The 25,674-nt window shown below is 52.6% G+C and carries 22 protein-coding genes; 12 read left to right on the top strand and 10 right to left on the bottom strand.

What is annotated here, in order from left to right:
• Positions 1 to 3: 3 nt before the first annotated feature.
• Together parE and EVX52_RS15130 are read left to right on the top strand one after the other, a co-directional pair.
• A complete protein-coding gene (gene parE / locus EVX52_RS15135) occupies positions 4 to 1,899 on the top strand; it encodes a DNA topoisomerase IV subunit B (protein WP_129954516.1) in 1,896 nt (631 codons plus the stop codon).
• A 125-nt stretch (positions 1,900 to 2,024) separates the two neighbouring features.
• Complete coding sequence (locus EVX52_RS15130; protein WP_129954518.1) at positions 2,025 to 2,636, top strand: hypothetical protein; 612 nt, start codon at positions 2,025 to 2,027, stop codon at positions 2,634 to 2,636.
• Positions 2,637 to 2,720: 84 nt separating this feature from the next.
• Here the strand turns inward: EVX52_RS15130 and EVX52_RS15125 are convergent, their stop codons facing one another.
• Together EVX52_RS15125 and EVX52_RS15120 are read right to left on the bottom strand one after the other, a co-directional pair.
• On the bottom strand, positions 2,721 to 3,026 hold the full coding sequence (locus EVX52_RS15125; protein WP_129991605.1) for a putative quinol monooxygenase: 306 nt from the start codon (positions 3,024 to 3,026) through the stop codon (positions 2,721 to 2,723).
• Between the two features lie 30 nt (positions 3,027 to 3,056).
• Positions 3,057 to 3,644, bottom strand: coding sequence for an NAD(P)H-dependent oxidoreductase (locus EVX52_RS15120; RefSeq protein ID WP_129991604.1), 588 nt, complete (start codon positions 3,642 to 3,644; stop codon positions 3,057 to 3,059).
• Positions 3,645 to 3,974: 330 nt separating this feature from the next.
• On the opposite strand from EVX52_RS15120, the gene parC reads away from it, so the two are divergent.
• The 3 genes from parC to ftsP all read left to right on the top strand — a co-directional run bounded on the left by parC (position 3,975) and on the right by ftsP (position 8,754).
• On the top strand, positions 3,975 to 6,248 hold the full coding sequence (gene parC / locus EVX52_RS15115; protein ID WP_129954524.1) for a DNA topoisomerase IV subunit A: 2,274 nt from the start codon (positions 3,975 to 3,977) through the stop codon (positions 6,246 to 6,248).
• A 217-nt stretch (positions 6,249 to 6,465) separates the two neighbouring features.
• Entirely contained in the window at positions 6,466 to 7,203 is a 738-nt protein-coding gene (locus EVX52_RS15110; protein WP_129954525.1) for a 1-acylglycerol-3-phosphate O-acyltransferase, read from the top strand.
• A gap of 135 nt (positions 7,204 to 7,338) precedes the next feature.
• On the top strand, positions 7,339 to 8,754 hold the full coding sequence (gene ftsP / locus EVX52_RS15105) for a cell division protein FtsP (protein WP_129954527.1): 1,416 nt from the start codon (positions 7,339 to 7,341) through the stop codon (positions 8,752 to 8,754).
• A 66-nt stretch (positions 8,755 to 8,820) separates the two neighbouring features.
• On the opposite strand, the gene dkgA is transcribed toward ftsP, so the two are convergent.
• Both dkgA and EVX52_RS15095 read right to left on the bottom strand, forming a co-directional pair.
• A complete protein-coding gene (gene dkgA / locus EVX52_RS15100; RefSeq protein WP_129954529.1) occupies positions 8,821 to 9,645 on the bottom strand; it encodes a 2,5-didehydrogluconate reductase DkgA in 825 nt (274 codons plus the stop codon).
• Positions 9,646 to 9,771: 126 nt separating this feature from the next.
• Positions 9,772 to 10,812 carry an NAD(P)-dependent alcohol dehydrogenase gene (locus EVX52_RS15095; protein ID WP_129991603.1) on the bottom strand — a complete coding sequence of 347 codons (1,041 nt, stop codon included), beginning with the start codon at positions 10,810 to 10,812 and terminating at the stop codon, positions 9,772 to 9,774.
• Positions 10,813 to 11,118: 306 nt separating this feature from the next.
• On the opposite strand from EVX52_RS15095, the gene EVX52_RS15090 reads away from it, so the two are divergent.
• On the top strand, positions 11,119 to 12,054 hold the full coding sequence (locus tag EVX52_RS15090; RefSeq protein ID WP_129954632.1) for an AraC family transcriptional regulator: 936 nt from the start codon (positions 11,119 to 11,121) through the stop codon (positions 12,052 to 12,054).
• A gap of 9 nt (positions 12,055 to 12,063) precedes the next feature.
• On the opposite strand, the gene EVX52_RS15085 is transcribed toward EVX52_RS15090, so the two are convergent.
• The 5 genes from EVX52_RS15085 to EVX52_RS15065 all read right to left on the bottom strand — a co-directional run bounded on the left by EVX52_RS15085 (position 12,064) and on the right by EVX52_RS15065 (position 17,159).
• Positions 12,064 to 12,723, bottom strand: a complete 660-nt coding sequence (locus EVX52_RS15085) for a DedA family protein (RefSeq protein ID WP_129954533.1) — start codon at positions 12,721 to 12,723, stop codon at positions 12,064 to 12,066.
• A 213-nt stretch (positions 12,724 to 12,936) separates the two neighbouring features.
• A complete protein-coding gene (gene metC / locus EVX52_RS15080; protein ID WP_129954535.1) occupies positions 12,937 to 14,130 on the bottom strand; it encodes a cystathionine beta-lyase in 1,194 nt (397 codons plus the stop codon).
• A gap of 177 nt (positions 14,131 to 14,307) precedes the next feature.
• Entirely contained in the window at positions 14,308 to 15,600 is a 1,293-nt protein-coding gene (locus EVX52_RS15075; protein WP_129954537.1) for a TRAP transporter large permease, read from the bottom strand.
• 12 nt (positions 15,601 to 15,612) lie between these two features.
• Positions 15,613 to 16,125: a TRAP transporter small permease gene (locus EVX52_RS15070; RefSeq protein WP_129954539.1), complete on the bottom strand. Its 513-nt coding sequence runs from the start codon at positions 16,123 to 16,125 to the stop codon at positions 15,613 to 15,615.
• Between the two features lie 56 nt (positions 16,126 to 16,181).
• Positions 16,182 to 17,159, bottom strand: coding sequence for a TRAP transporter substrate-binding protein (locus tag EVX52_RS15065; RefSeq protein WP_129954541.1), 978 nt, complete (start codon positions 17,157 to 17,159; stop codon positions 16,182 to 16,184).
• 522 nt (positions 17,160 to 17,681) lie between these two features.
• Here EVX52_RS15065 and exbB point away from each other — a divergent pair.
• Complete coding sequence (exbB, locus tag EVX52_RS15060; protein ID WP_240783478.1) at positions 17,682 to 18,608, top strand: tol-pal system-associated acyl-CoA thioesterase; 927 nt, start codon at positions 17,682 to 17,684, stop codon at positions 18,606 to 18,608.
• A 9-nt stretch (positions 18,609 to 18,617) separates the two neighbouring features.
• Positions 18,618 to 19,052 (top strand): TonB system transport protein ExbD, encoded by a 435-nt coding sequence (gene exbD / locus EVX52_RS15055; protein ID WP_129954545.1) that lies wholly within the window; start codon positions 18,618 to 18,620, stop codon positions 19,050 to 19,052.
• A 71-nt stretch (positions 19,053 to 19,123) separates the two neighbouring features.
• Here exbD and garD read toward each other — a convergent pair whose 3' ends face one another.
• A complete protein-coding gene (gene garD, locus EVX52_RS15050; RefSeq protein WP_129991601.1) occupies positions 19,124 to 20,695 on the bottom strand; it encodes a galactarate dehydratase in 1,572 nt (523 codons plus the stop codon).
• A 550-nt stretch (positions 20,696 to 21,245) separates the two neighbouring features.
• On the opposite strand from garD, the gene EVX52_RS15045 reads away from it, so the two are divergent.
• From EVX52_RS15045 to EVX52_RS15030, 4 genes are all read left to right on the top strand, one after another.
• On the top strand, positions 21,246 to 22,592 hold the full coding sequence (locus EVX52_RS15045) for an MFS transporter (protein ID WP_129991600.1): 1,347 nt from the start codon (positions 21,246 to 21,248) through the stop codon (positions 22,590 to 22,592).
• Positions 22,593 to 22,654: 62 nt separating this feature from the next.
• Positions 22,655 to 23,425, top strand: a complete 771-nt coding sequence (gene garL / locus EVX52_RS15040; RefSeq protein WP_129954551.1) for a 2-dehydro-3-deoxyglucarate aldolase — start codon at positions 22,655 to 22,657, stop codon at positions 23,423 to 23,425.
• Between the two features lie 10 nt (positions 23,426 to 23,435).
• Positions 23,436 to 24,347 carry a 2-hydroxy-3-oxopropionate reductase gene (gene garR, locus EVX52_RS15035; RefSeq protein ID WP_255466764.1) on the top strand — a complete coding sequence of 304 codons (912 nt, stop codon included), beginning with the start codon at positions 23,436 to 23,438 and terminating at the stop codon, positions 24,345 to 24,347.
• 118 nt (positions 24,348 to 24,465) lie between these two features.
• Positions 24,466 to 25,605: a glycerate kinase gene (locus EVX52_RS15030; protein ID WP_129954555.1), complete on the top strand. Its 1,140-nt coding sequence runs from the start codon at positions 24,466 to 24,468 to the stop codon at positions 25,603 to 25,605.
• Positions 25,606 to 25,674: the final 69 nt, after the last annotated feature.

Genomic DNA, 25,674 nt, shown 5'->3' with positions numbered 1-25,674 from the left:
ACGATGAGCCAATCAACTTATAACGCGGATTCCATAGAGGTCCTCAGCGGACTCGAACCGGTGCGCCGCCGTCCGGGCATGTACACCGATACGACCCGGCCAAATCATCTCGGTCAGGAAGTGATTGATAACAGCGTGGATGAAGCATTAGCAGGCCACGCCAAACGCATTGAAGTCATCCTTCACGAAGATCAGTCTCTCGAAGTCATTGATGACGGTCGCGGCATGCCGGTGGATATCCACGCCGAAGAAGGTGTTCCGGCGGTCGAACTGATCTTCTGCCGTCTGCACGCGGGCGGTAAATTCTCCAACAAAAATTACCAGTTTTCCGGCGGCCTGCATGGCGTAGGGATTTCAGTGGTTAACGCCTTATCCAAACGCGTCGAAGTGGCGGTAAAACGCGGCGGCGAAGTGTATGAGATGGCATTTGAAAATGGCGATAAAGTGCAGGACCTGCACGTTACCGGTACCTGCGGTAAGCGCAACACCGGTACCAGCGTTCATTTCTGGCCTGATGGCAGTTTCTTCGACAGTCCGCGTTTTTCGGTCAGCCGCCTCAGCCACTTGCTGAAAGCCAAAGCCGTACTGTGTCCTGGCGTAGAAATCCTGTTTAAAGACAAAGTGAATAACACCGAACAACGCTGGTGTTATGAAGACGGTCTGACCGATTACCTGATGGAAGCAGTCAATGGCCTGATTACGCTGCCAGAAAAAGCCTTTGTCGGGAATTTTGCCGGTGATACCGAAGCGGTTGACTGGGCACTGTTGTGGCTGCCGGAAGGCGGCGAATTGCTGACCGAAAGCTACGTCAACCTGATCCCGACCATGCAGGGCGGTACGCATGTTAACGGTCTGCGTCAGGGGCTGCTTGAGGCCATGCGCGAGTTCTGCGAATTTCGCAATATTCTGCCGCGCGGCGTGAAGCTGTCTGCGGAAGATATCTGGGAACGCTGCGCCTATGTGCTGTCAGTAAAAATGCAGGATCCGCAGTTCGCCGGTCAGACCAAAGAACGTCTGTCCTCGCGTCAGTGTGCGGCCTTTGTTTCCGGCGTGGTGAAAGATGCCTTCAGTCTGTGGCTGAACCAGAACGTTCAGGCCGCAGAACAACTGGCGGAACTGTGCATTTCCAGTGCCCAGCGTCGTTTGCGTGCAGCGAAAAAAGTGGTGCGTAAGAAACTGACCAGCGGCCCTGCGCTGCCGGGCAAACTGGCTGACTGTACATCACAGGATCTGAACATGACCGAACTCTTCCTGGTGGAAGGGGATTCAGCGGGCGGTTCTGCCAAACAGGCGCGCGATCGGGAATATCAGGCGATCATGCCGCTCAAAGGTAAGATCCTTAATACCTGGGAGGTCTCTTCCGATGAGGTCCTGGCCTCGCAGGAAGTGCACGATATTTCTGTGGCAATCGGTATTGATCCGGACAGCGAAGATCTGAGCCAGCTGCGTTACGGCAAAATCTGTATCCTGGCGGATGCGGACTCCGACGGTCTACACATTGCCACCTTGCTGTGCGCGCTGTTTGTCCGTCACTTCCGATCCCTGGTGCGTGGCGGCCATGTTTATGTGGCAATGCCGCCGTTATACCGTATCGATCTGGGTAAAGAAGTGTTCTATGCGCTGGACGAGCAGGAAAAAGAAGGCGTGCTGGAGCAACTGAAACGTAAGAAAGGTAAGCCGAACGTACAGCGGTTTAAAGGTCTGGGTGAAATGAACCCGCTGCAACTGCGTGAAACCACGCTCGATCCGAATACCCGTCGTCTGGTGCAACTGACCATCGATGAGGAGGATATCGATCAGACGCTGCGCATGATGGATATGCTGCTGGCGAAGAAACGGTCTGAAGATCGCCGTAACTGGTTACAGGAAAAAGGCGATACCGCCGAACTGGACGTTTAAGCATTCATTGTAAGAAGTCTCTGTAAGCCCGGAGAGGAATGATTCATCTTCCTGCCGGGCGTTTTACCATGTGGTTTTGATTGTTGAGGGCTGAATAGTCCCGTAAGTGAAGCTCAGGAGGAGCAATGCCATTACCTAAAACCGGCGATCTTATTTACGGTCTGCATACAGATTTTGGAAGAAAGCGTTATATGTACTCTGTTAAGGGATTTCAAAACGGGGTAATCACCGCAGATGTTTTTAAAGTCCTCAGGCATGACCAGCCTTGCCGACTTGCGGAACAGGCCTCGCTTGAGCATTTCATTTCATCACACATAAAGTATTGCTCAGCATTAAACGGTGAGCGAAATAATGAAAATTTACGCAGGAAATGCAAGGCCATCGTAGAATGGGCCGTGTCGAAAGGGCGAAATATTCATTTCGTGCTGGATGAATTGGATATTACCGCTGTCGCGAATAAATCATACCGTGGTATTAATCCGGATGAAAATAAACCTGAAAAAAACCGTTCAATTACGGGATCTGAATTACGGCATATTTACCGGAACTGGCAAAAATTTAAAAATAACGTTTATTTCTGGTTTGAGCAGACGCCTGTTTCTCCCCCTTGGGAGCAGGACATTGTCATGGACACCCTGATAAAGAAAAACAGACGGCTACAATTGAGCACTGTCGTTCATCGTAAAGAAGTGTGGGCCGCTTATAATGCAACGGTGGGGCTTAGCCGAAATCGCTAGGTTACGTCGCGCTATAACGTGTCTTATAACGATGCGATGAAAATTGCCGGGCTACATTCCGGCGATTTTCATCAGGCAGTAAACTCAGGCTTTCTCAATAATGTGGATCACCACATCCAGAACGTCTGCTTTAATATTTTCGCGGTGCTTATCCATATGATCAGCCTGCTGATGCGCTTCGAGATGCGCCAGACTTTCCCAGTCTTCCAGCATGAAAATGGAGTCAGGTACTGTTTTACGCCAGGGGATCTGGCCGTTGAAATCAACATAAGGTTCATAACGGTGACAGCCCTTCTCTGCCAGAACGCTCGGCAGCAGGGCGGTGATTTTTTCCATGACCGAATCGCGACGGCCTGGTTTGACTTTGATTTCAGCAATAACAATGATCATAAAAACCTCTTTCCCGGGTGACCCTCAACCTTAAGCCTGGCCGAAAGCATTTTCAAGATGGGCACGGTAGCGCGCAAAATCACCTTCTACATCAGGCTGTTTGATCACATCGTTACACATAAAAGTCGGCAATGTATCAAGGCCGATGAACTGGTTGGCTTTGTGCTGTGCCATGTACACGCCGTCAACGCCGACGCCATGGAAAAATTGTTCTTTATCTTCGAACGCCTCTAAAGGTGCGTTCCAGGTTACGGACAACATATAACATTTACCGTGCAGCAGACCGCCTGAACCGTATTTTTTCGAGGCATCGGAGTGTGTACGGCCATCGCTGGCGTACAGTTTGCCATGGCCTTCGGTGAACACTTCATCGATGTATTTTTTCAGCGTCCATGGCATGCCCATCCACCAGCCCGGTTGCTGATAAATGATGGCGTCAGCCCACAGATAGCTTTCGATTTCAGTCTGCACGTCATAACCGTCTTCCAGCACGGTCACACGCACTTCATGACCTTTATCGCGCAGAAAAGAGGTCGCGACATCGGTCAGGCTATTGTTCAACGCGCCTTTGGAATGGGCAAAGGTCTTACCGGCATTGATAATCAGGATATTGCTCATGTTTTTCCTTATCGGGAATTCTTCAATTCTGGTGGTCAGGCTGTTATCACGTAGTGTACTCAACTCTGCATGACAGAAAAATGTGAGATTACGCACAATACTACTGACTCAAATGCAATAATCGAAGGGACAACGCGGTAATTTAACCATTTTGTGAGGAAATAATTGTTTAAAAATAAGGCAGAAACACAGCAACTGTGACAGTCATACGGCAGATGATGTACTATCGCGGACATCATTGCCTCGCGGCAGCGGACATCACGCGCCTGCGGATGCAAGCTTCCTTAATTTCCAAAACGATAACGCCACGGGTCTGAGGATTAAACATCAATGAGCGAAATGACTCATGACGGAACAGAGCGTTTAGCCCTGCATACGTTTACTGAGAACGCCTATCTCAACTATTCCATGTACGTCATCATGGACCGCGCGCTGCCGTTTATCGGTGACGGGCTCAAGCCGGTGCAGCGCCGTATCATTTACGCGATGTCAGAGCTGGGCCTGAGTAATAACGCCAAATTCAAAAAATCCGCGCGTACCGTTGGTGACGTGCTGGGTAAATATCATCCGCATGGTGACAGTGCCTGCTACGAAGCCATGGTACTGATGGCGCAGCCGTTTTCTTACCGCTATCCGCTGGTTGACGGCCAGGGGAACTGGGGGGCGCCGGATGATCCGAAGTCCTTCGCCGCGATGCGTTATACCGAATCGCGTCTGTCCAAATATGCCGAAGTGTTGCTGCGTGAATTAGGTCAGGGCACAGTCGATTATGTGCCGAACTTTGACGGCACGATGCAGGAGCCGAAAATGCTGCCTGCGCGTCTGCCGAATATTCTGCTTAACGGAACCACCGGCATTGCAGTCGGGATGGCGACCGATATTCCGCCGCACAATATTCGCGAAGTGGCCGCTGCTGCGGTGGCATTGCTTGAGAAACCGAACAGCTCGCTCGAAGACCTGCTGGAATTCGTGCAGGGGCCTGATTTCCCGACAGAAGCAGAGATCATCACGCCGCGTCATGAAATCCGCAAAATGTACGAATCGGGTAAAGGCTCAGTGCGTATGCGTGCGGTCTGGCACAAAGAAGATGGCAGTGCCGTGATCACTGCGTTACCGCATCAGGTTTCCGGCGCGAAAGTGCTGGAGCAAATCGCCAGCCAGATGCGTGCTAAAAAGCTGCCAATGGTTGAAGATCTGCGTGATGAGTCCGATCACGAAAACCCGACCCGTCTGGTGGTCGTGCCGCGCTCCAACCGTATCGATCTGGATCAGGTGATGAATCACCTGTTTGCGACCACCGATCTGGAACGCAGCTACCGCATTAACATGAACATGATCGGTCTTGATCACCGTCCGCAGGTCAAAGGACTGGTTGAGATCCTGAAAGAATGGCTGGATTATCGCCGCGATACCGTTCGTCGTCGTCTGAATTTCCGTCTCGATAAGGTGCTGAAACGTCTGCATATCCTGGAAGGTTTGCTGATCGCGTTTCTCAATATCGATGAGGTGATCCACATCATCCGTACTGAAGATGAGCCGAAACCGGTACTGATGCAGCGTTTTGAACTGTCAGACACGCAGGCTGAAGCTATTCTGGAGTTGAAATTACGTCATTTGGCGAAACTCGAAGAAACCAAAATCCGCGGTGAACAGGATGAACTGGCGAAAGAGCGGGATCAATTGCAGGCATTACTGGCGTCTGAGCGGAAACTGAGCACGCTGATCCGCAAAGAGATACAGGCGGATGCCGAAGCTTTTGGTGATGAGCGCCGCTCACCGATCACTGAGCGCGAAGAAGCGCGGGCGATGAGTGAGCACGATTTTATTCCGTCTGAGCCGGTGACTATTGTGTTGTCAGAATCAGGTTGGGTACGCAGCGCTAAAGGCCATGACATTGATGCTTCCGGCCTGAGCTATAAAGCCGGTGACAGTTTCCGCGCTGCGGCCAAAGGCAAAAGTAATCAGCCCGTGGTGTTTATGGACTCCACCGGTCGCAGTTATGCGCTTGATCCGACCACGCTGCCGTCCGCACGCGGACAGGGTGAACCGCTGACCGGCAAACTGACACCACCGCCGGGCGCAACCATCGAGCATGTACTGATGGCGGCGGACGACCAGAAACTGCTGATGGCATCGGATGCCGGTTATGGTTTCGTTTGTACCTTCAACGATTTAGTGGCTCGTAACCGTGCAGGCAAAGCGATGATCACTTTGCCTGATAACGCCAAGGCCTTCCCGCCAATGGAACTTCATGGCGATGAGGATATGCTGTTGTCGATTACGGCCGCAGGACGGATGTTGCTGTTCCCGGTAGCGGATCTGCCGCAGTTGTCGAAAGGCAAGGGTAACAAAATTGTCTCAATACCGGCTGCACAGGCGGCCAGTGGCGAAGATAAACTGGCATGGTTACTGGTTCTGCCACCGCAAACTTCGGTCACGCTGCATGTCGGTAAACGTAAGCTGGTTCTCCGTCCGGAAGACCTGCAGAAATTCCGTGCTGAACGTGGTCGTAAAGGCACGCTTCTGCCGCGCGGGCTGCAACGTATCGATCGTGTTGAAGTCGATTCCCCTGTACGCGCCAGTGGCGGTGGAAGCGAAGAATAAGTCTGCCACTGACCGGCAAAAATCAGGGCACATTGGTGCCCTGAAATCTTTTGATAGGATTCAGTGGCCTGAGACTGTCGTGCAGTGCAAAAATTTTACATTTGTATTAATAAAACCGTTGTGCGGTGTTGAATGAGGCTTGAGAATAGTTCACCGCACAGGGAGCGAAACTGCACAGGTTTCTTACCGGCTTCGGCTGTAGTTTTAAGAGGATGTTATGTTATTTATTTTGCGTCTGATTATCGTGGTAGTTTACTCGATTCTGGTCTCTGTCTTTGGTTGCATCTACTGCCTTTTCAGCCCGCGTAATCCGAAACATGTGGCGACATTTGGTAAGTTGTTTGGCCGTCTCGCCCCGGTATTAGGCCTGCGTGTTGAAAAACGTATTCCGGCAGATGCCGTGAATAATGGCAACTGTATTTATATTGCCAACCATCAAAACAATTACGATATGGTGACGGCATCATCGGTCGTCATGCCCGGCACCGTCACCGTGGGCAAAAAAAGCCTGGCCTGGATCCCGTTCTTTGGTCAGTTGTACTGGCTTACCGGTAATCTGCTGATTGACCGTGATAACCGCGCCAAAGCGCACGGCACCATTGCGCAGGTCGTGAGTCAGATTAAGAAAAAGAACCTGTCGATCTGGATGTTCCCGGAAGGTACCCGCAGCCGTGGACGTGGTCTGATGCCGTTCAAAACCGGCGCATTCCACGCGGCGATAGCGGCCGGTGTGCCCATAGTGCCGATTTGCGTATCGAACACCAGCAATAAGGTGAAGCTAAACCGCTGGTCTAACGGGCTGGTGATTGTCGAAATTTTGCCACCGATCGACACCAGCGGTTACACCAAAGATCGTTTGCGTGAATTGTCCGAACATTGCCGTCAGATCATGGCGGATAAAATCGCCGAGCTGGATGCTGAAGTTGCGCAGCGTGAAGCCGCCGCAAAAAAATAATACTACCTATAAATCCGAAAAATATTCCGAGCAGTCAACGGATCTGTCATGTGAATTACGATGCGGATTATTCCCGCTGCCATTGATGGCGGCGGCGTTCAATACAGTTTATGTTTTTGTTTTCATGGAGAAGATATGTCACTCAGTCGTCGCTCGTTCCTGCAGGCCTCCGGCGTAGCTCTTGCCGCAGGTGCTCTGCCTTTAAAAGCAGAAGCGAGTGGTTCGCAACCGGCATTACCTGTTCCCCCGCTGCTTGAATCGCGCCGTGGGCAACCGCTGTTTCTGACATTGCAGGCAGCGCACTGGTCATTCCTTGGCGGCGCAAAGGCACCGGTCTGGGGCATTAATGGAATGTACCTCGGTCCGACAGTTAAAGTGCACAGCGGCGATGACGTTAAACTCATTTACAGCAACCGTCTGGCCGAACCGGTTTCCATGACCGTGAGCGGTTTGCTTGAGCCTGGAACCTTAACCGGTGGCGCAGCGCGTCTGATGCAACCGGGTGTCGACTGGTCACCGGTGTTGCCAATCCGTCAGGCTGCCGCGACCTGCTGGTATCATGCCAATACGCCTGACCGTATGGCGCCGCATGTTTACAACGGTCTGGCGGGCATGTGGATTGTCGAAGATGAAGTCAGTAAGAACCTGCCATTACCGAATCATTACGGTGTAGATGATTTTCCGCTGATTATTCAGGACAAGCGTCTGGATGGTTTCGGCGTACCGCAATATGATACGCCGGCATCAGGCGGATTCTTCGGTGACACCATGCTGGTAAACGGTGTGCAAAGTCCTTACGTCGAGGTTTCGCGGGGCTGGGTGCGTTTGCGCTTGCTGAATGCATCCAATGCCCGTCGTTACGAACTGAGCATGACTGACAACCGTGCGTTTCACGTCGTGGCTTCTGATCTGGGTTTCCTGCCTGCGCCAATGACCGTTAAACGTTTGTCGCTCGGGCCGGGAGAACGCCGCGAAGTGCTGGTGGATATGTCGCAGGGCGAGGATGTCTCGATTACTGCCGGTGAAGCCGCGGGGATGATGGACCGATTACGTGGCCTGTTTGAGCCCTCGAGCATTCTGGTGTCAACTATTGTTCTGACGCTGAAACCCACAGGTCTGTTGCCTCTGGTGACAGATAATCTGCCGATGCGTTTGCTGGCCGATCAGATCCTTTCCGGTAACGTTGTCCGTACCCGGGATTTGCGTCTCGGTGACAGTGAACCGGGGATCAACGGCGCGATGTGGGATATCAACCGTATCGATCTGACCGCGCAGCAGGGGACATGGGAACGCTGGACTGTTCATGCGGATATGCCGCAGACCTTCCATGCAGAAGGTGTGTCTTTCCTGGTGAAAAGCGTCAACGGTGCTGCTCCGCTGGTTGAAGATGCCGGTTTCAAAGACACGGTCTGGGTGGATGGCGATGTCGAACTGCTGGTGTATTTCAACCAGCCTTCGTACGATCATTTTCCGTTTGTTTACCGCAGCGGCGCGCTGGAACTGGCTGACCGCGGCTCAGCGGGAAATATGCTGGTTCAGCCATCGGTGTAACCCTGTTTTGTCTAATAAAAAACCCGCCGTGGCGGGTTTTTAGTTTTAAAGCATGAAAGGAACGATTTACAGCCCTTTTTCCGGATCCGGCCCCAGACGGTGTGCTTTATCCAGTTTGGTCACTTCCGCCAGTTCCTCCTTCTCCAGTTTAAAATCAAACACGTCGAAGTTTTCACGGATACGTTTTGGCGTCACCGATTTCGGAATAACAATCAGCCCGTTATCCAGATGCCAGCGGATGACTATCTGCGCGGGGGTTTTGTCGTATTTTTCCGCCAGTTTCTGGATCAGGGGCTGATCGAATACGCCTTCGCCACCCTGCGCCAGCGGGCTCCAGGACTCAGTAGCGATGGTGTGGGTAGCATTCCAGGCGTGCAACTGGCGCTGTTGCATCAGCGGGTGTAACTCAATCTGATTGACCACAGGGAAAATACCGGTTTCGTCTTTCAGCTTCTGTAAGTGTTGCAGCGGGAAATTACACACGCCGACACTTTTTGCTAACCCTTGTTCTTTCAGTTTCAGCAGGGCTTTCCAGGCATCGACGTAATGACCCTGTGCCGGTTGTGGCCAGTGGATCAGATACAAATCGACATAATCGGTTTTCAGCTTTTTAAGGCTGGTTTCCAGCGCCTGTGGCGCGTTTAGCTGATCGTCATTCCACAGTTTGGTGGTGATAAACAGCTCTTCACGCGGAACAAGGTTAGCGGCAATCGCTTCGCCGACGCCTTCCTCATTTTTGTAAATGGCGGCGGTGTCAATGTGGCGATAGCCGGTTTCAATCGCCGTTTTCACCGCGCTGGTGGCTTCCTGATTACTGGCTTTCCATACGCCAAGTCCTAACTGAGGCATCAGGTTGCCATCGTGAAGTTTGATGATGGGTTGCGTTGCCATGAGTTTCTCCTTTCAGGGCAGAGTGCCGGCCGGAATGCGCGGGCACCGTGTAGGGATTGCCGTTAAGTCTAGTTAACGAAACGGCATCTTGCTGAGCAGGCTAGCTATTTTATGTGAAAAAAATGCCTAAGCATGCATATCCAGTACCACGCGGTAGCGCGCTTTCCCTTCATGCAGATGTTCGATGGCATCATTAATTTTACTCAGCGGGAAGTGCTCAACCTGCGGCGTGATTTCATGACGGGCGCAGAACGCCAGCATGTCGGCAAGACGGGAAGGAGAACCGGTCGGTGAACCGGAGATTTCTGCCTGTTTGCTGATAAGCGCCATGACATGCAGCGGTACAGCTTCCGGCACCACGCCCACAAAATGCAGACGGCCTTTCGGTGCCAGCGCGCCGATAATGGCGTCCCAGTCCAGCGAAGCATTGGCAGTCACCATAATAAAGTCCAGCTGACCGGCGATTTTCTTCAGTTCTCCGCTGTCACGGGTGGCGATAACGCGGTGCGCACCGAGTGACAATGCTTCATCACGTTTGGCCAGTGATGATGTAAACGCGGTGACTTCGCAGCCCCACGCATTCAGGAAGCGCAGCGCCATGTGGCCTAAACCGCCGATACCAATCACGCCGACGCGGTGAGTAGGCAGTACGCCAAATTGCAGCAGCGGGTTGAAGACGGTAATACCTCCACAGAACAACGGACCGGCGCTGGTGATATCCACGCCTTCCGGCAGCGGGATCGCCCACGCCCAGTGGCTGCGGATGCGGTCAGCAAAGCCGCCGTGATGGCCGATGATGGTGGCTTCCACGTCATGACAAAGGTGCTGATCGCCGGACATGCAAGGGTGGCAATGCATACAACTGCCACGGTTCCAGCCCACGCCGACAACCTGGCCGACTTTCAGCCCTTTGTTTTGCGCATGGTTACCTATTTTGACGATTTTGCCGACCACTTCATGGCCCGGTACGAACGGATACTGCGTGATTCCCCAGTCGTTGTTGAGCATCGACAAATCCGAATGGCAAACACCGCAGTAATCAATGGCGACTTCAATTTCTTCATCGCCAATCGGGCCGGCATCGAACGGGAAAGCTTCAAGTGGCTGATTCGGGCCTGCAGCGGCCCAGGCGTTAAAGGTATTCTCAGCAGCGGTAGGTGCAGACATAATATCCTCCGAAGTCTCGGGTTAGATGAATAGTGAATTGAAATAAGAAGTTATCAGAAAAAAGAGCCGGTGACCGAAGGTCGCTCACAATCAGCGAATGAAAAGTGCGTTCATACAGACTAGCAGTTCATCGCATTTATGCAGGGGTATCCCGCTGTGGAAGGCGACATTAACTGTAAGAGAAAATTGGCGGCAGCAAGATGCCCATTTCTGCCGGAGTCTTGCCTGATTCTGCTTGTCTCTGTAGGAAATTAGGGTGTTATGGCAGAATCACTGCCAGTTTATTGAATATGGGGAAGCAGAATGATGGAAAACGTGAACAGTCTGTGCGCCCGCATGGCAGCCAGAGTTGCGCAACTCAGCGGTGATAAAAACCTGACGCCGTCGGCAGTACCGCAGGTAACGCTGATGTACACCACGCGTTACCATCCGCGCCAGCCGGTTCTCTATAATCCCGGTATCGTGATCCTTTTTCAGGGGCGGAAAGTCGGATATCTGGGCAAGAAAACCTTTTCTTACGACCCGCACAATTATCTGATGCTGACCGTACCGCTGCCTTTCGAATGTGAAACCTTCAGCAGTCCCGGGGAGCCGCTGGCCGGTATTCAGATCAGTATTGATAACCTGATGTTGCAGGATTTACTGATGGATATGGGCGACGAAAGCGTGGTGCGTCAGAAAGAGCCTTCCACCGGTATCAATTCCGGCGTACTGGATGGCGATATTTTATGTGCCACAGAGCGACTGCTGGATGTAATGGATAAGCCGTTGCATGCCCGCATTCTCGGGCCAAAGATTATTCGCGAGATCCTGTTCTTTATTCTGACCAGTGAGAATGGCGGGGCGTTACAGGCGCTGGTTAACCGCCACACACATTTCAGCCAGATAGCCAAATCCCTGCGCCGGATAGAAGCGCAGTACGCCGATAATCTGAGTGTGGAAGCGCTGGCCAGCGAAGTGAACATGAGTGTTTCTGCGTTTCACCATAACTTCAAAGCCGTGACCAGCACCTCGCCGTTGCAGTACCTGAAAACCTATCGTTTGCACCGGGCGCGGACGCTGATGATTTTTGATGGCGTGAAAGCCAGCGTAGCGGCATTACAGGTCGGGTATGAAAGCGCCTCACAATTCAGTCGTGAATTTAAGCGTTACTTTGGCGTCACGCCGAGTGATGAGATGGCGCGTCTGCGTGAAGGGAGTTCCGGAGTGCTGGCGTTAGCGGATGTGGCGTTTAAAGCCTGAGCAGTACGCTCAGGCACGACATTTGCGTTTCTTCCATACCACCACCAGCCCACCAACCAGCCCCATCACCAGCAACAGAAGCGGTAAAATCATCAATCCCGCCATGACCTGATCTTCATGGCGTTTGACCAGCGGAATGTGGCTCAGCGCGAACCCGAGAGTGATCACCACACCGACCCACAGAATGGCGCTCAGCCAGTTAAAGAACTGGAAGCGGGCATTGTTCAGTCCGGAGATGCCCGCCATGGTAGGCAGCAGGGTGCGGACAAACGCCAGAAAACGGCCAACCAGCAGTGCCATCAGCCCGTGTTGAGTAAACATATGATGTGCGCGCTGATGATAGTGCGCAGGAAGTTGCAGCAGCCAGCCTTTCACCAGGCGGGTATGACCGAGCCAGCGGCCCTGAATATAGCTCAGCCAGCAGCCCAGACTGGCAGCGGTGACCAGAATAATCAGGGTCGGCACGAAGCTCATGACACCTTTGGCAATCAGCGCGCCGGTCAGCAGCAGCAGGCTGTCACCGGGCAGGAAAGAGGCGGGAAGCAGCCCGTTTTCAAGAAAAAGCGTGGCGAACAGAACAGCGTAAATCACCCAGAGAAGTTTCGGGTCGGCGAGCATACTGAAATCATGCTGCCAGAGCGCATGAAAAATGTCGCAAATAACGGCCATATTCTGTCCTGTTTCTGTTCATTAAAAACTGTCGCTTACCAGTGTATCGCGATTTACGCCAGAAGACGTTGATCTGAGGCTCCTGGGAAAAAGACAGAATGCCCCGGCAGAGGTGACCGGGACTCCTGAGAGCTTACAGATTATTCTCATTTTGCGAACGAAAATACGTCAGACACCTTACCGATCTGCGCGGTGTGTCGCAATCTCTGCGGATCAGGATGTCGCAATCCGTTCAAAGGCTGTTGAAAGATCGGCGATCAGGTCGTCACAATTTTCCAGCCCGATATGCAACCGTACCAGCGTACCGGTGAAATCGACGGTTTCTGCCGGGCGTATCGCCTGGATTTCTTCCGGCTGATTGGCTAAAACCAACGATTCAAACCCACCCCAGGAATAGGCCATACTGAAATGCTCGAAGTGATCGAGATAATCGGAAAGTTGCTGTTTGCTCAGGCGCTGTTTCAGTACAAAAGAGAACAGGCCACAGCTGCCGGTGAAATCACGTTTCCAGAATTCATGGCCTTTGCTGCCGGGTAATGCGGGATGATTAACTACCGCCACTTCGGGCCGTTCTGCCAGCCATTGCGCAATGCGGATACTGCTTTCTGCATGTTGTTTAAGCCGCACACTCAGGGTGCGCAAACCGCGACTCGCGACGTAAGCGGTATCAGCATCCGCCATCTGCCCCATCAGATACGACTGCTCCCGCAGTTGCTCCCAGCAGCGTGCGTTCGATACAGCGGTGCCGATCATGGCATCAGAATGACCGACGATATATTTGGTGCCTGCCTGAATTGAAATATCGATATCGAATTCCAGCGCTTTAAACAAAATACCTGCCGCCCAGGTATTGTCGATCATGATGACAACCTCCGGGTTCACTGCCCGCACGGCTTTCACCATTGCCGGAATATCGGGGACTTCCAGGGTGATTGAGCCTGGTGATTCCAGAAATACTACTTTAGTGTCGGGCTGCATCAGCGAACCTAACCCCGCGCCGATATTGGCTGGAAAATAGGTCGTGGATACGCCAAGTTTTTTCAGTACTTTTTCACAGAAATCCTGGGTGGGTTCGTAAGCCGAACCCGCAACCAGAATGTGGTCGCCGCTGCTGACAAATGAAAGCACCGCGTTACTGACTGCCGCTGCGCCACAGGGATAGAGCGCACAACCCTCGCCCCCTTCCAGTTCCACCATCGCTTCCTGGAAGGAGAAATGCGTCAGGGTGCCCCGGCGTCCGTAAAACAACTCGCCATTGGCGCGGTTAGCAGTGGCATGTTTTTTATCCGCCACGGTTTCAAACACCAGTGATGAGGCGCGTTGTATCACGGCATTCACTGAACCCTGCGTAAATTTCTTGTTCCGTCCGGCGCTGACCAGTGTGGTTTCAATTTTTTTTGACGACATAATCCGTATTTCACCCTGTTTTGTTGCGCGGTGTGCTCTGGCATCCGCGGATATGCAATTAACTTAACATGATGAATTTATGGGGTCAGGCTTTTGGCAGATGGATGAGAAAATTTCAGCCAACTGTGCAGAAAAAAGCCCGTCATGACGACGGGCAAGGGAGAAACCGGTTTGGCGTCAGCCGGTATAGACGCCAAACAGTTTGGGCAGGAACAGCGAAATAGTGGGGATGTATGTCACCAGCATCAGCACCATAAACAGCATGCAATAGAACGGCATCATGGCTTTGACGACATGCTCAATGCTTTGCTTGCTCACCGCGCTGGCGACAAACAATACCGAGCCGACCGGCGGGGTGATCAGGCCAATGCCCAGGTTCACCAGCATGATCATGCCAAAATGCACCGGGTCGATGCCGAGCGATAACACCACAGGTAACAGCACCGGCGTCAGGATCAGAATGATCGGTGCCATGTCCATCAGTGTGCCGATCACCAGCAGCATGATATTGATCCACATGAGGATCACGTACTTGTTGTCGGAGATCGAAGTGAAGAATTCGGTGATGCGCATCGGCAATTGCATGTAGGTCATGACCGCGCCAAAGCTGGCAGCAAACCCTATCAGGATCATCACGATACTGACGGTTTTCACCGTGCGATACAGCAGCTTGGGCAGCTCATTCCATTTGTAATCGCGATAGATAAACATGGTGACGAAGAACGACCACAAACACGCAATCGCTGCGGATTCCGTCGCGGTAAATATTCCGCTGAGAATACCGCCCATGATGATGACTACGGTCATCAGCCCCCACAGCGTGTCGATAAAAATCTTCAGCGCCTGGCGGAACGGCACACGTTCGCCTTTCGGATAGCCGCGCTTGTGCGCGAACATTACGCACATCACCATCAGCGTCAGGCTGAGCAGTAAACCGGGCAGAATACCGGCAATGAACAGCGCGGCAATCGACACCGTACCGCCGGTCGCCAGCGAGTAAATCACCGAGTTATGGCTGGGTGGCGTCAGGATCGCCTGTACCGAGCCGCTGGCAGTGACGGCCGCCGCAAAGTCACGCGGATAGCCCTTTTTTTCCATTTCCGGGATCATCACCGATCCGATCGAGGCAGTATCGGCCACTGAGGAACCAGAGATCGCACCGAAAAATGTCGAGGCCACGATATTCACCAGCGACAGCCCGCCGCGGATAAACCCGACAAAGATGTAGGCAAAACTGACCAGCCTGCGGGCGATCCCTCCCTCGGCCATGATCGCGCCCGCCAGAATGAAAAACGGGATCGCCAGCAGGGAAAATTTGTTCACGCCGTTGGTGAGCTGGATCATCAGGGCTTCAAACGGCAGGTCAATCCACCAGGCACCGACCAGTGCGCTCAGACCGACGGCGTAGGCGACCGGCACGCCAATCGCCAGCATTACCGCCAGCGTTAACAACAAGATTATCGCGTCCATAACAGGCTCCGGTCAGGCGTCAGAGTTGCCCAGTATCACTACAGGCCGCTGATGTTGCGGGCCGGCAATGATCTGCTCAATGATGAATAACAGCGTCAGCGCAGAACCGAGAGGCAGAGGCAGATAGGTTTGCCCGGCAGTCAGCAACGGAAATTCCGCCACCGGCTGCTGCCAGAGTTCGCTGCATAATTGCAGGCTGTACCAGAAAATAAATACGCTGATCGCCAGCATCATCAGATCAGAAAGCAATGCGGCAAATTTTTTCAGCACGGGCGGCAGCCGGTCAGTGACCATGGCGACGACAATGTGCGAACCGGCACGGTAACTGACGGCGGCACCAATAAACGTGAAGGTCACCATGCACATAATCGCGATCGGTTCCGGCCACGACAGGGCGTTGTTCATGACGTAGCGGGCAAAGATCCCAATGGGGATCACCGCCACCATCAGCAGCAAAGCGATACCCGCCAGCCACATCGCGCAGCGGTAAAGAATGTCCATCAGGGTGTGATAACTCGAAACCATAAATCCCCCGGTGAATGATCAGAAAGAGGCAGTCCGCAGACTGCCAGTGTCAGGGTTTACTTCACGTCAGCGATTTGCTGCATCAGATCCTGATGATCTTTACCGAATTCATCGCGCACGGATTGTGTGGCTTTGACGTAGGTTGCAGGGTCAATTTCATAGAATTTCACGCCGCCTGCTTTCATGGTGGCGAGGGCTTTCTCGTTATAGGTTTTCCACAGTTCGCGTTGTTCATCCTGCGCCTCTTTTGCCAGTTTGAGGATTAACTGCTGGTCTTCCGGTTTCAGCTTGTCCCATTTCACTTTTGAATACAGGAACAGTTCAGGGATGATGAAATGGCGGCTGTAGGTGTAGTTTTTCACAACCGGCAGGTAATTATGGGCGACAAAAGTGGGCGGGTTGTTTTCAGTGCCGTCGATGACGCCGGTCTGCATACCGCTGAACACTTCACTGACACCCATCGCCACCGGATTTGCGCCCATCGCTTTCAGCGTTGCCAGTGCAATAGGGCTGCCCTGTACGCGGATTTTCATGCCATGCAAATCTTCCGGTTTCACCACCGGCTGTTTGGTGATCAGGTTACGTGTTCCGCCATCCATCCATCCAAGAAAGACCAGCCGTGAATTCGGGTTGTTAGTGATCTTATCGCCGATCTCTTTACCGATCTGACCGTCGAGTACTTTATGCATATGATTTTCGTCGCGGAAAATGTAGGGCAGGGTGAAAACATTAATTTCCGGCAAAATCGAGGCAACCGGTGTCATTGACACACGGATAATATCCAGCGCACCAAGCTGTGCCTGTTCAATTTCCTGCTTTTCATCACCCAGTACGCCACCCGGGAACGTTTTAATCTCGAGGCGTCCGTCCGTTTGCTTTTGCAGTTTTTCGCCCATGTGCTGGACAGCGACTACGTTGGGATAGCCTTGCGGATGTACATCAGCGGCTTTGAGCGTTTGTGCTGCCACGCCATGGGTAAATAAGAGGGTCGCGGAACTCAGGCAAAGGCTGAGAAGTGCTTTTTGCATTTTCATCAGTTTGTCTCCAGGGTACTCAGTAAGGGAAAGATAAATGAGAGCAAGCGTCGAACACGGTGTACCCGGGGGGTGCAACCTGTCCATGTTAAAAATGACTAAATAAGCTTGTAAATTAAAAGGATACATAGGGTGCCGGTGTGTGGTCTTCCCCAGTAGAAGCACATTACCTTATTTTTTGTTGCGCGGTATTTGAGCGTTATCACAAACTTATAACAAATATAAAAAGCCGTTGCTTAATATTTAAAACGTTGTTTTGACTTGGTTAATAAGCGTCAGATGATTGATTAATGGTGTAATTCTTCCGGAAAATGTGACGGAGATTAAATTGTTCATCCTTTGTGCAAAAAGGAAAAACCTTGTGATCAGTCAATGACACGCAGGTCGCCAGGCGGGATAATGTAAATAATAATGAGAACGACTATCAATTAGGTGTTTTTTTTTGATATCATCCGACGTTATTCATTCTTTCTACATACTGATTCTGGCTGGAGGCGACGCGTGAAAACGGCTCGCAATAAGATGAAAGAGGCGACCTCATTACTGATGTCGTTAATGTTGGTTGCTGGCCTGAGTGGCAACGCGATGGCGGCACCGGCGACGCCGGCTGGACAAGCCGTCAGTTCTGCTGCAACTCAACCTGCAACGGCGGATACCCCAGCATCGGCAACCCGTGACGCAACGGCGGCTCCGGTGATGCAACCCGCACCAACGGATACCGCACCTGTCATTCCAACCGATTTGTCTGTTATGGGCATGTACCATCATGCTGATGTGGTGGTGAAAACCGTCATGATCGGTCTGTTGCTGGCTTCTGTGGTCACCTGGGCGTTGTTATTCAGCAAGGGGGCAGACGTCTTCACCGGCAAACGCCGTATGCGCCGTGAATTTGACGCGTTGTCTTCTGTTCGTACGCTGGATGAAGCTGCCGAGCAGGCTGAAAGTTTTGCCGCCAGCAGCATCAGCGCGCAGATGATCCGTGATGCCCAAAACGAGCTTGAACTCTCTGCAGGATCAACTGACAACAACGGTATTAAGGAGCGGACGGGTTTCCGCCTTGAGCGCCGCGTCAGCGCTGCCGGCCGCCACATGGGCCGTGGCAATGGTATTCTGGCGACCATCGGGGCAATCTCTCCGTTCGTCGGCCTGTTCGGTACTGTATGGGGCATCATGAACAGTTTCATCGGTATCGCACAGACGCAGACCACCAATCTGGCGGTCGTGGCACCGGGTATTGCCGAAGCCTTACTGGCGACGGCTGTGGGCCTGATTGCGGCCATCCCTGCGGTGGTGATCTACAATATTTTCGCCCGTACTATCACCTCTTATCGTCATCAGGTCGGCGATGTGGCGGCGCAGATAATCCTGTTACAGGGCCGTGATTTGGATCTGGCTGCCAGCAAAAGCAATACGCCACGCGGTCAGACAGGTCAGTTACGTGTAGGGTAAGAACAGATTATGGCTATTCGGTTAAACGATGATATCGACGAAAGTGGTGAAATGCATGACATCAACGTCACGCCTTTTATCGACGTCATGCTGGTATTGCTGATCATTTTCATGGTGGCAGCGCCGCTGGCTACCGTAGATGTGCGGGTAGATTTACCGGCTTCGACGGCAAAACAACAGCCGCGTCCGGAGAAACCGATTTTCCTGTCGGTAAAAGCTGATAAGCAACTGTTTCTCGGTGATACACCGGTCAACAGCAGTAATCTGACCGCCATGCTGGATGAGCGTACTCAGGGCAATAAACAGAGTACGATTTTCTTCCGTGCGGATAAGAGTGTGGATTACGAAACGCTGATGAGTGTGATGGATAACCTGCGTAAAGCCGGTTATCTGAAAGTCGGGCTGGTCGGTGCAGAACAAGCCGGTGCCGCAGCGGCGCAGTAGGTTTTTCTTCAGTGCAGAAACATCAAAAGGCCAGCATTTGCTGGCCTTTGGTTTATCGGAGGATCGGTGACTCAGGTCACGGGGGCGGGGTTAAACACCGCCAGTGCATTGTGGATGCCCCAGGTATCTGACCAGGTTTTCTTGCGCCCGCTGGCGATGTCCAGAATGAAATGGAACAGTTCCCAGCCCACATCCTCAATAGTGGCATCACCCGTTGCGATTGTCCCGGCGTTGATGTCCATCAGGTCATGCCAGCGGTTTGCCAGTGTGGTGCGTGTGGCCATTTTAATCACAGGCACGGCGAGCAGACCGTATGGCGTACCGCGTCCGGTAGTGAATACCTGAACGGTAATCCCCGAAGCCAACTGCTGGGTTCCGCAGACAAAATCACTGGCAGGTGTGGCGGCGTAAATCAGGCCTTTTTTGGTCGGACGCTGTCCGGGTGACAACACTTCAGAAATCGCACTGGTACCGGATTTAGCAATGGAGCCCAGCGCTTTTTCAACCACATTAGCCAGCCCCCCTTTTTTGTTGCCCGGAGACGGATTAGCGCTGCGGTCAGTCTGGCCCATCGACAAATAATTATCGTACCAGGCCATTTCTTCCAGCAGACGCTTACCCACGTCGACGTCCGCAGCGCGAGGCGTCAGCAAATGGATGGCGTCGCGTACTTCTGTCACTTCCGAGAACATCACCGTTGCGCCGCAGCGCACCAGAAGGTCTGATGCATAACCTACCGCCGGGTTGGCGGTTACGCCTGAGAAAGCATCGCTGCCGCCACACTGCGTGCCCACCACCAGATCTGAAGCCGGGCAGGTTTCGCGCTGACGACGGTTCAGGCGTTCCAGATGAAATTGTGCGACGGTCAGGATATCGTCCACCATCGACTGGAAACCGACATGTTGCTCATCCTGCAAACGCACAATGTGTGTGTCATCGAGTGAGATTGCCTGCACATCCGGCGTGCCTTCCAGTAACCGCTCTGGTTGTAATTTTTCACAACCCAGACCGACTACCATCACTTCGCCACCAAAATTTGGGTTCAGCGCCAGGTTATGGATGGTGCGGATCGGCACAATCGCCGCAGGCGCATTAATCGCCACACCGCAGCCGTAAAGATGGTTCAACGCCACGACACCGTCGACATTGGGGAATTTAGGCAGTAAATCACGCTCAATGATTTTCACCACGTAGTCTACGACGCCCGCCACGCAGTGCACACTGGTCGTGATCCCCAGCAGGTTTTTGGTGCCGACGCTGCCGTCGGCATTACGGTAACCTTCAAAGGTATAACCTTCCAGCGGTGGCAGTTCCGGCGGTACACGGGTGGCCAGCGGCAGGCTGTCAAGTTCAGGCGCGACCGGTAATTCTACCAGTGATTCGTCGATCCATCCGCCCTGCGCAATATCCCGTACTGCATAACCAATGACTTCTCCGTAACGGATAATATCGCCGCCTTTGGCAATCGGCTCTAGTGCCACTTTATGGCCTTGCGGAATATGCTCAATTAATTCCAGACCATTAGCAAATCGGGTGCCGGCCTTTAAACCGTTGTCATTCACAATAATTGCTACGTTATCGCTTTCATGAACTTTAATAAAAAGCGCTTCGGTAGCGTGTTCTTTATCTTTATTACGTGACATAACTGTCTCCGCGTTTATTAAACATCCCAGAATAATATATCCCGGTTAATTCTCTGAAGTTGACGCTCAATAAGACTCTTGTAAACATACTCGGGTAATACAGGATATGGAATCCATTATAAGGCAGTCTTCAGGGAACCTCATTGTGCAACTGACCAGCTTTTTGCCTGTTGGATGTCATTCTGTGTGGCAGGTGACAGAATCAATGTGATGCTAATCACCCTTTTGTTGGCGCGGTTATCGCCTTTGCACAATCTGTGAGTCTCCTCCCACACCGATGTGTGTATGCAAAAGAATAGTCACAATCAGCGGGGGTATTCTTGGGCGAATGCACAATGTTATTTTGGAACCTCTTTTTTATACTGTATTGGCCCTCTGAAGGTGATGTTGAAAGTAATACAGGTAAATGTCAGGCGATCATAAATAAAACGTTTGTTGCCTGTTTCGAATGAAGAAACTGTACGGCGAATAACCACAGGTGAATGTAAAACGTTATTTCGATAACGGTAATTTCCCTGAAATTTTTCGCATTATGATAATGAGGGTCACCATGAACATTGAATCTCAGTCCAGGACAGTCGTGCAAAGTAAGGTACGTACGCACATACGTTACTATATTTTGCTGATTATCTTTTTAATCACGGCGGTCAATTACGCTGACCGCGCAACGCTTTCTATCGCGGGTACTGAGGTCGCGCGTGAGCTGGGTCTGGATGCTGCCGACATGGGACAAATCTTTGCAGCATTCGGCTGGGCTTACCTGATTATGCAATTACCCGGCGGCTGGCTGCTGGACAGATTTGGCTCCAAAAGAGTGTATACCTACAGTTTGTTCTTCTGGTCGCTGTTCACCCTGTTGCAGGGGTTTGTGGGCTGGTTCCCGCTGGCTTACGGTGCACTGACACTGTTCATGCTGCGCTTCATGCTCGGCTTTTCAGAAGCGCCGTCTTTTCCGGCAAATGCCCGTATCGTGGCAGCCTGGTTTCCGACCACTGAACGCGGCACGGCTTCCGCAATTTTTAACTCCGCCCAGTATTTCTCCCTGGCACTGTTCTCACCATTACTGGGCTGGCTGACCTACGCCTGGGGCTGGGAACATGTTTTCATCGTCATGGGCGTGATTGGTTTTGTGCTGACGCTGGTGTGGATCACATTCATTCACAACCCGCCGGAACATCCGCATATTTCTAAAAGCGAGCTGGAGTATCTGAAAGACGGCGGTGCGGTGGTGGACATCGACCACAAGAAAACCGGCAGCGCGAAAAGTGGTCCGAAATGGAGTTACGTCCGTCAGATGCTGAGCAGCCGCATGATGCTCGGGATCTTCTTCGGTCAGTACTTCATTAACAGCATTACGTGGTTCTTCCTGACCTGGTTCCCGATTTATCTGGTTCAGGAAAAGGGTATGTCTATTCTTAAAGTCGGGATGATTGCCGCCATCCCTGCGCTGTGTGGTTTTGCGGGCGGTGTGCTGGGTGGCGTGTTCTCGGATTTCCTGATCAGACGTGGTTACTCGCTGACCGTGGCCCGTAAAATTCCTATCGTACTGGGCATGTTATTAGCCACCAGCATCATCTTGTGCAATTACACCGACAATAATGCGCTGGTCGTTACCCTGATGGCGCTGGCCTTCTTCGGTAAAGGCTTCGGGGCGCTCGGCTGGCCGGTGATTGCCGATACCGCACCGAAAGAAGTCATCGGCTTGTGCGGCGGCATTTTCAACGTATTCGGTAATGTCGCCTCTATCGTGACGCCGCTGGTGATCGGCTACATCGTGAAAGGTCTGCACTCTTTCAATATGGCATTAATTTTTGTGGGTTGTTCAGCACTGATGGCAATGCTTTGCTATCTGCTGGTGGTCGGCGATATCAAACGGCTGGAACTTAAGAAACAGTAAATTGTGATGCGGGGCATTCCGGATATCCGGCTCTGCCCCTTTGATGAGGTCAGATATCAGATATGAGTAATCAAATGATTCCAAATCAGTTTCGTCAGGATTTGTTGCAAGGGAAAACCCTGATTGGATGTTGGTCAGCATTATCCAGCCCGATTTCAACCGAGGTGCTGGGTGTGGCGGGTTTTGACTGGCTGTTGCTTGATGGTGAGCATGCACCCAACGATGTCGGTACTTTTGTGCCGCAGCTGATGGCGCTGAAAGGCAGCCGCAGCGCACCGGTGGTCCGTCCGCAATTTAATGATCCGGTGGTGATTAAACGCCTGCTGGACATCGGTTTTTATAATTTTCTGATCCCGTTTGTAGAAACACAGGAACAGGCAGAACTGGCCGTAGCATCAACCCGTTATCCGCCCGCCGGGATCCGTGGCGTTTCCGTTTCACACCGCAGCAATATGTTCGGCACCGTGCCGGATTACTTCACCCGCATCAATGACAACATTGCGGTGATGGTGCAAATCGAAAGCCAGCAAGGCGTCGACAATCTGGATGCCATTGCTGCTGTTGATGGCATCGACGGTATTTTCGTCGGCCCGAGTGATCTGGCCGCCGGCATGGGACATCTTGGCAACGCCGGGCACCCGGACGTGCAGGCCGCTATCCGTCACATTTTTGCGCGTGCAAAAGCGCATGGCAAACCCAGCGGTATTCTGGCTCCGGTTGAAGCCGATGCCCGCCGTTATCTGGAATGGGGCGCGACCTTTGTGGCGGTCGGCAGTGATTTAGGCGTTTTCCGCGCAGGTACACAGGCGCTGTGCGATCGCTTCACCCAGTGATCTGCTCTCAATACATCATTATAAAGAGGATACCCGAATGAAAATTGGCTTTATTGGTTTAGGCATCATGGGCAAGCCTATGAGCAAAAATCTGCTGAAAGCAGGTTATGAGCTGGTCGTCATGGACCGCAATCTGGATAACGTAAGTGAAATCGTAAAACTCGGCGCAACGGCCGCCGACACGCCAAAAGCGGTTGCCGCCGTTTCCGATGTGATTATCACCATGTTGCCAAACTCACCGCAGGTGAGAGAAGTGGCACTGGGTGAAAACGGTCTGATTGAGGGTGTGCGTCCGGGTAGCATTCTCATCGACATGAGTTCAATCGCCCCGCTGGCAAGCCGTGAAATCAGTGAAGCACTGGCCGCCAAACACATCGCGATGCTGGATGCTCCGGTCTCAGGCGGAGAACCTAAAGCCATCGACGGTACGCTGTCCGTAATGGTCGGCGGCGACAAAGCGGTGTTCGATAAATGCTATGAAATCATGAAGTCTATGGCCGGTTCCGTTGTGCATACCGGGGATATCGGGGCGGGCAACGTGACCAAACTGGCGAACCAGGTGATCGTGGCGCTGAACATTGCTGCGATGTCAGAAGCGCTGGTGCTGGCAACCAAAGCGGGCGTCGATCCGGATCTGGTTTTCCAGGCTATCCGTGGTGGTCTGGCGGGCAGTACCGTGCTGGAAGCGAAAGCGCCGATGGTGATGGATCGCAACTTCAAACCGGGCTTCCGTATTGATTTACACATCAAAGATTTAGCAAACGCACTTGATACCTCCCACAGCGTCGGCGCACAACTGCCTCTGACCTCGCTGGTCATGGAAATGATGCAGGCTCTGAAAGCGGATGGTCACGGGCAATCTGACCATAGCGCCATTGCGCGCTATTATGAAACCTTAGCGAAGGTTGAAGTTACCCGTTAGTCTGCGGCGGACGCGCGGCGCTAATGAACACGGTGGCGCGCGACCCTTCAGGCAGGATGCAAAACTGACAGGGCGCTTTCCCACATCGGCGCACGCAGTTTATGAAGGTAATGACTTTATGAAAATAGTGATCGCACCGGATTCATACAAAGAAAGTTTGTCAGCTTTGGATGTGGCAAAAGCCATTGAGAGCGGGTTCCGTGAAATTTTTCCCGACGCGGAGTACGTCAAGTTACCGGTTGCCGATGGCGGCGAAGGCACGGTGGAAGCGATGGTTGCAGCCACCGGCGGACGGGTGGTGAAGGTGAATGTGACCGGACCACTGGGCACGCCGCTGGAAGCATTCTTCGGGCTTTCAGGTGATGAGAAAATCGCTTTCATCGAGATGGCGGCGGCCAGCGGGCTGGAAAGTGTTCCCCCTGCGCAACGCAATCCGCTGAAAACCACGTCGTACGGCACAGGTGAACTGATCCATTCTGCCCTTGGCCACGGCGTAAAACACTGCATTATCGGGATCGGGGGCAGTGCCACCAATGATGGCGGAGCAGGCATGATGCAGGCACTGGGCGCGAAGCTGCTGACCAAAGAGGGCAAGCCGATTGGCCAGGGCGGCGGCGAGCTGGAAAAACTGCATCGCATTGATATCAGCGGGCTGGATCCGAGAATTAAAACATGCCGCTTCGAAGTGGCCTGCGACGTCACGAATCCGCTGACCGGTAAGGATGGCGCTTCTGCCATCTTCGGGCCGCAAAAAGGCGCGACACCGGAGATGATCCAACAGCTTGACGGCTATCTGCACCATTACGCCCGGGTGATCAAACAAGATCTGGGTATTGACGTTGAGTATGTTCCCGGAGCCGGTGCGGCCGGAGGCATGGGTGCTGCACTTTACGGGTTCTGTCATGCTGAGCTGCGCCAGGGTATTGAGATTGTCACCGACGCGCTGGGGCTGGATGAACTGGTGAAAGACGCCACGCTGGTGATCACCGGCGAAGGGCGGATTGACAGCCAGAGCATCAACGGCAAAGTGCCGATCGGTGTGGCGCGGGTGGCTAAACGTTACAATAAACCGGTGATTGGCATCGCCGGCAGTCTGACAAAAGATGTTGATATTGTTTATGACCATGGGCTGGATGCTGTTTTCAGCGTGCTCTACAGCATTTGTACGCTTGATGATGCCCTGAAAAACGCCGCAGACAACCTGCGTAAATCTGCACGAAATATTGCCGCGACGGTTAAGCTATCGCAAAAGCTTTAACCGACAGCTGTCAGGATAAAAAACCGGTGTTCAGGCTCCGCCTGCGCCGGTTTTTGTATTTTATTTGCA

The organism is Rahnella sp. CFA14(1/10) (assembly GCF_004195095.1).
Classification (GTDB): Bacteria; Pseudomonadota; Gammaproteobacteria; order Enterobacterales; family Enterobacteriaceae; genus Rahnella; species Rahnella perminowiae.
The sequence above is the reverse complement of the archived record's forward strand: the minus strand, read 5'-3'. Positions and strand labels throughout refer to the sequence as shown.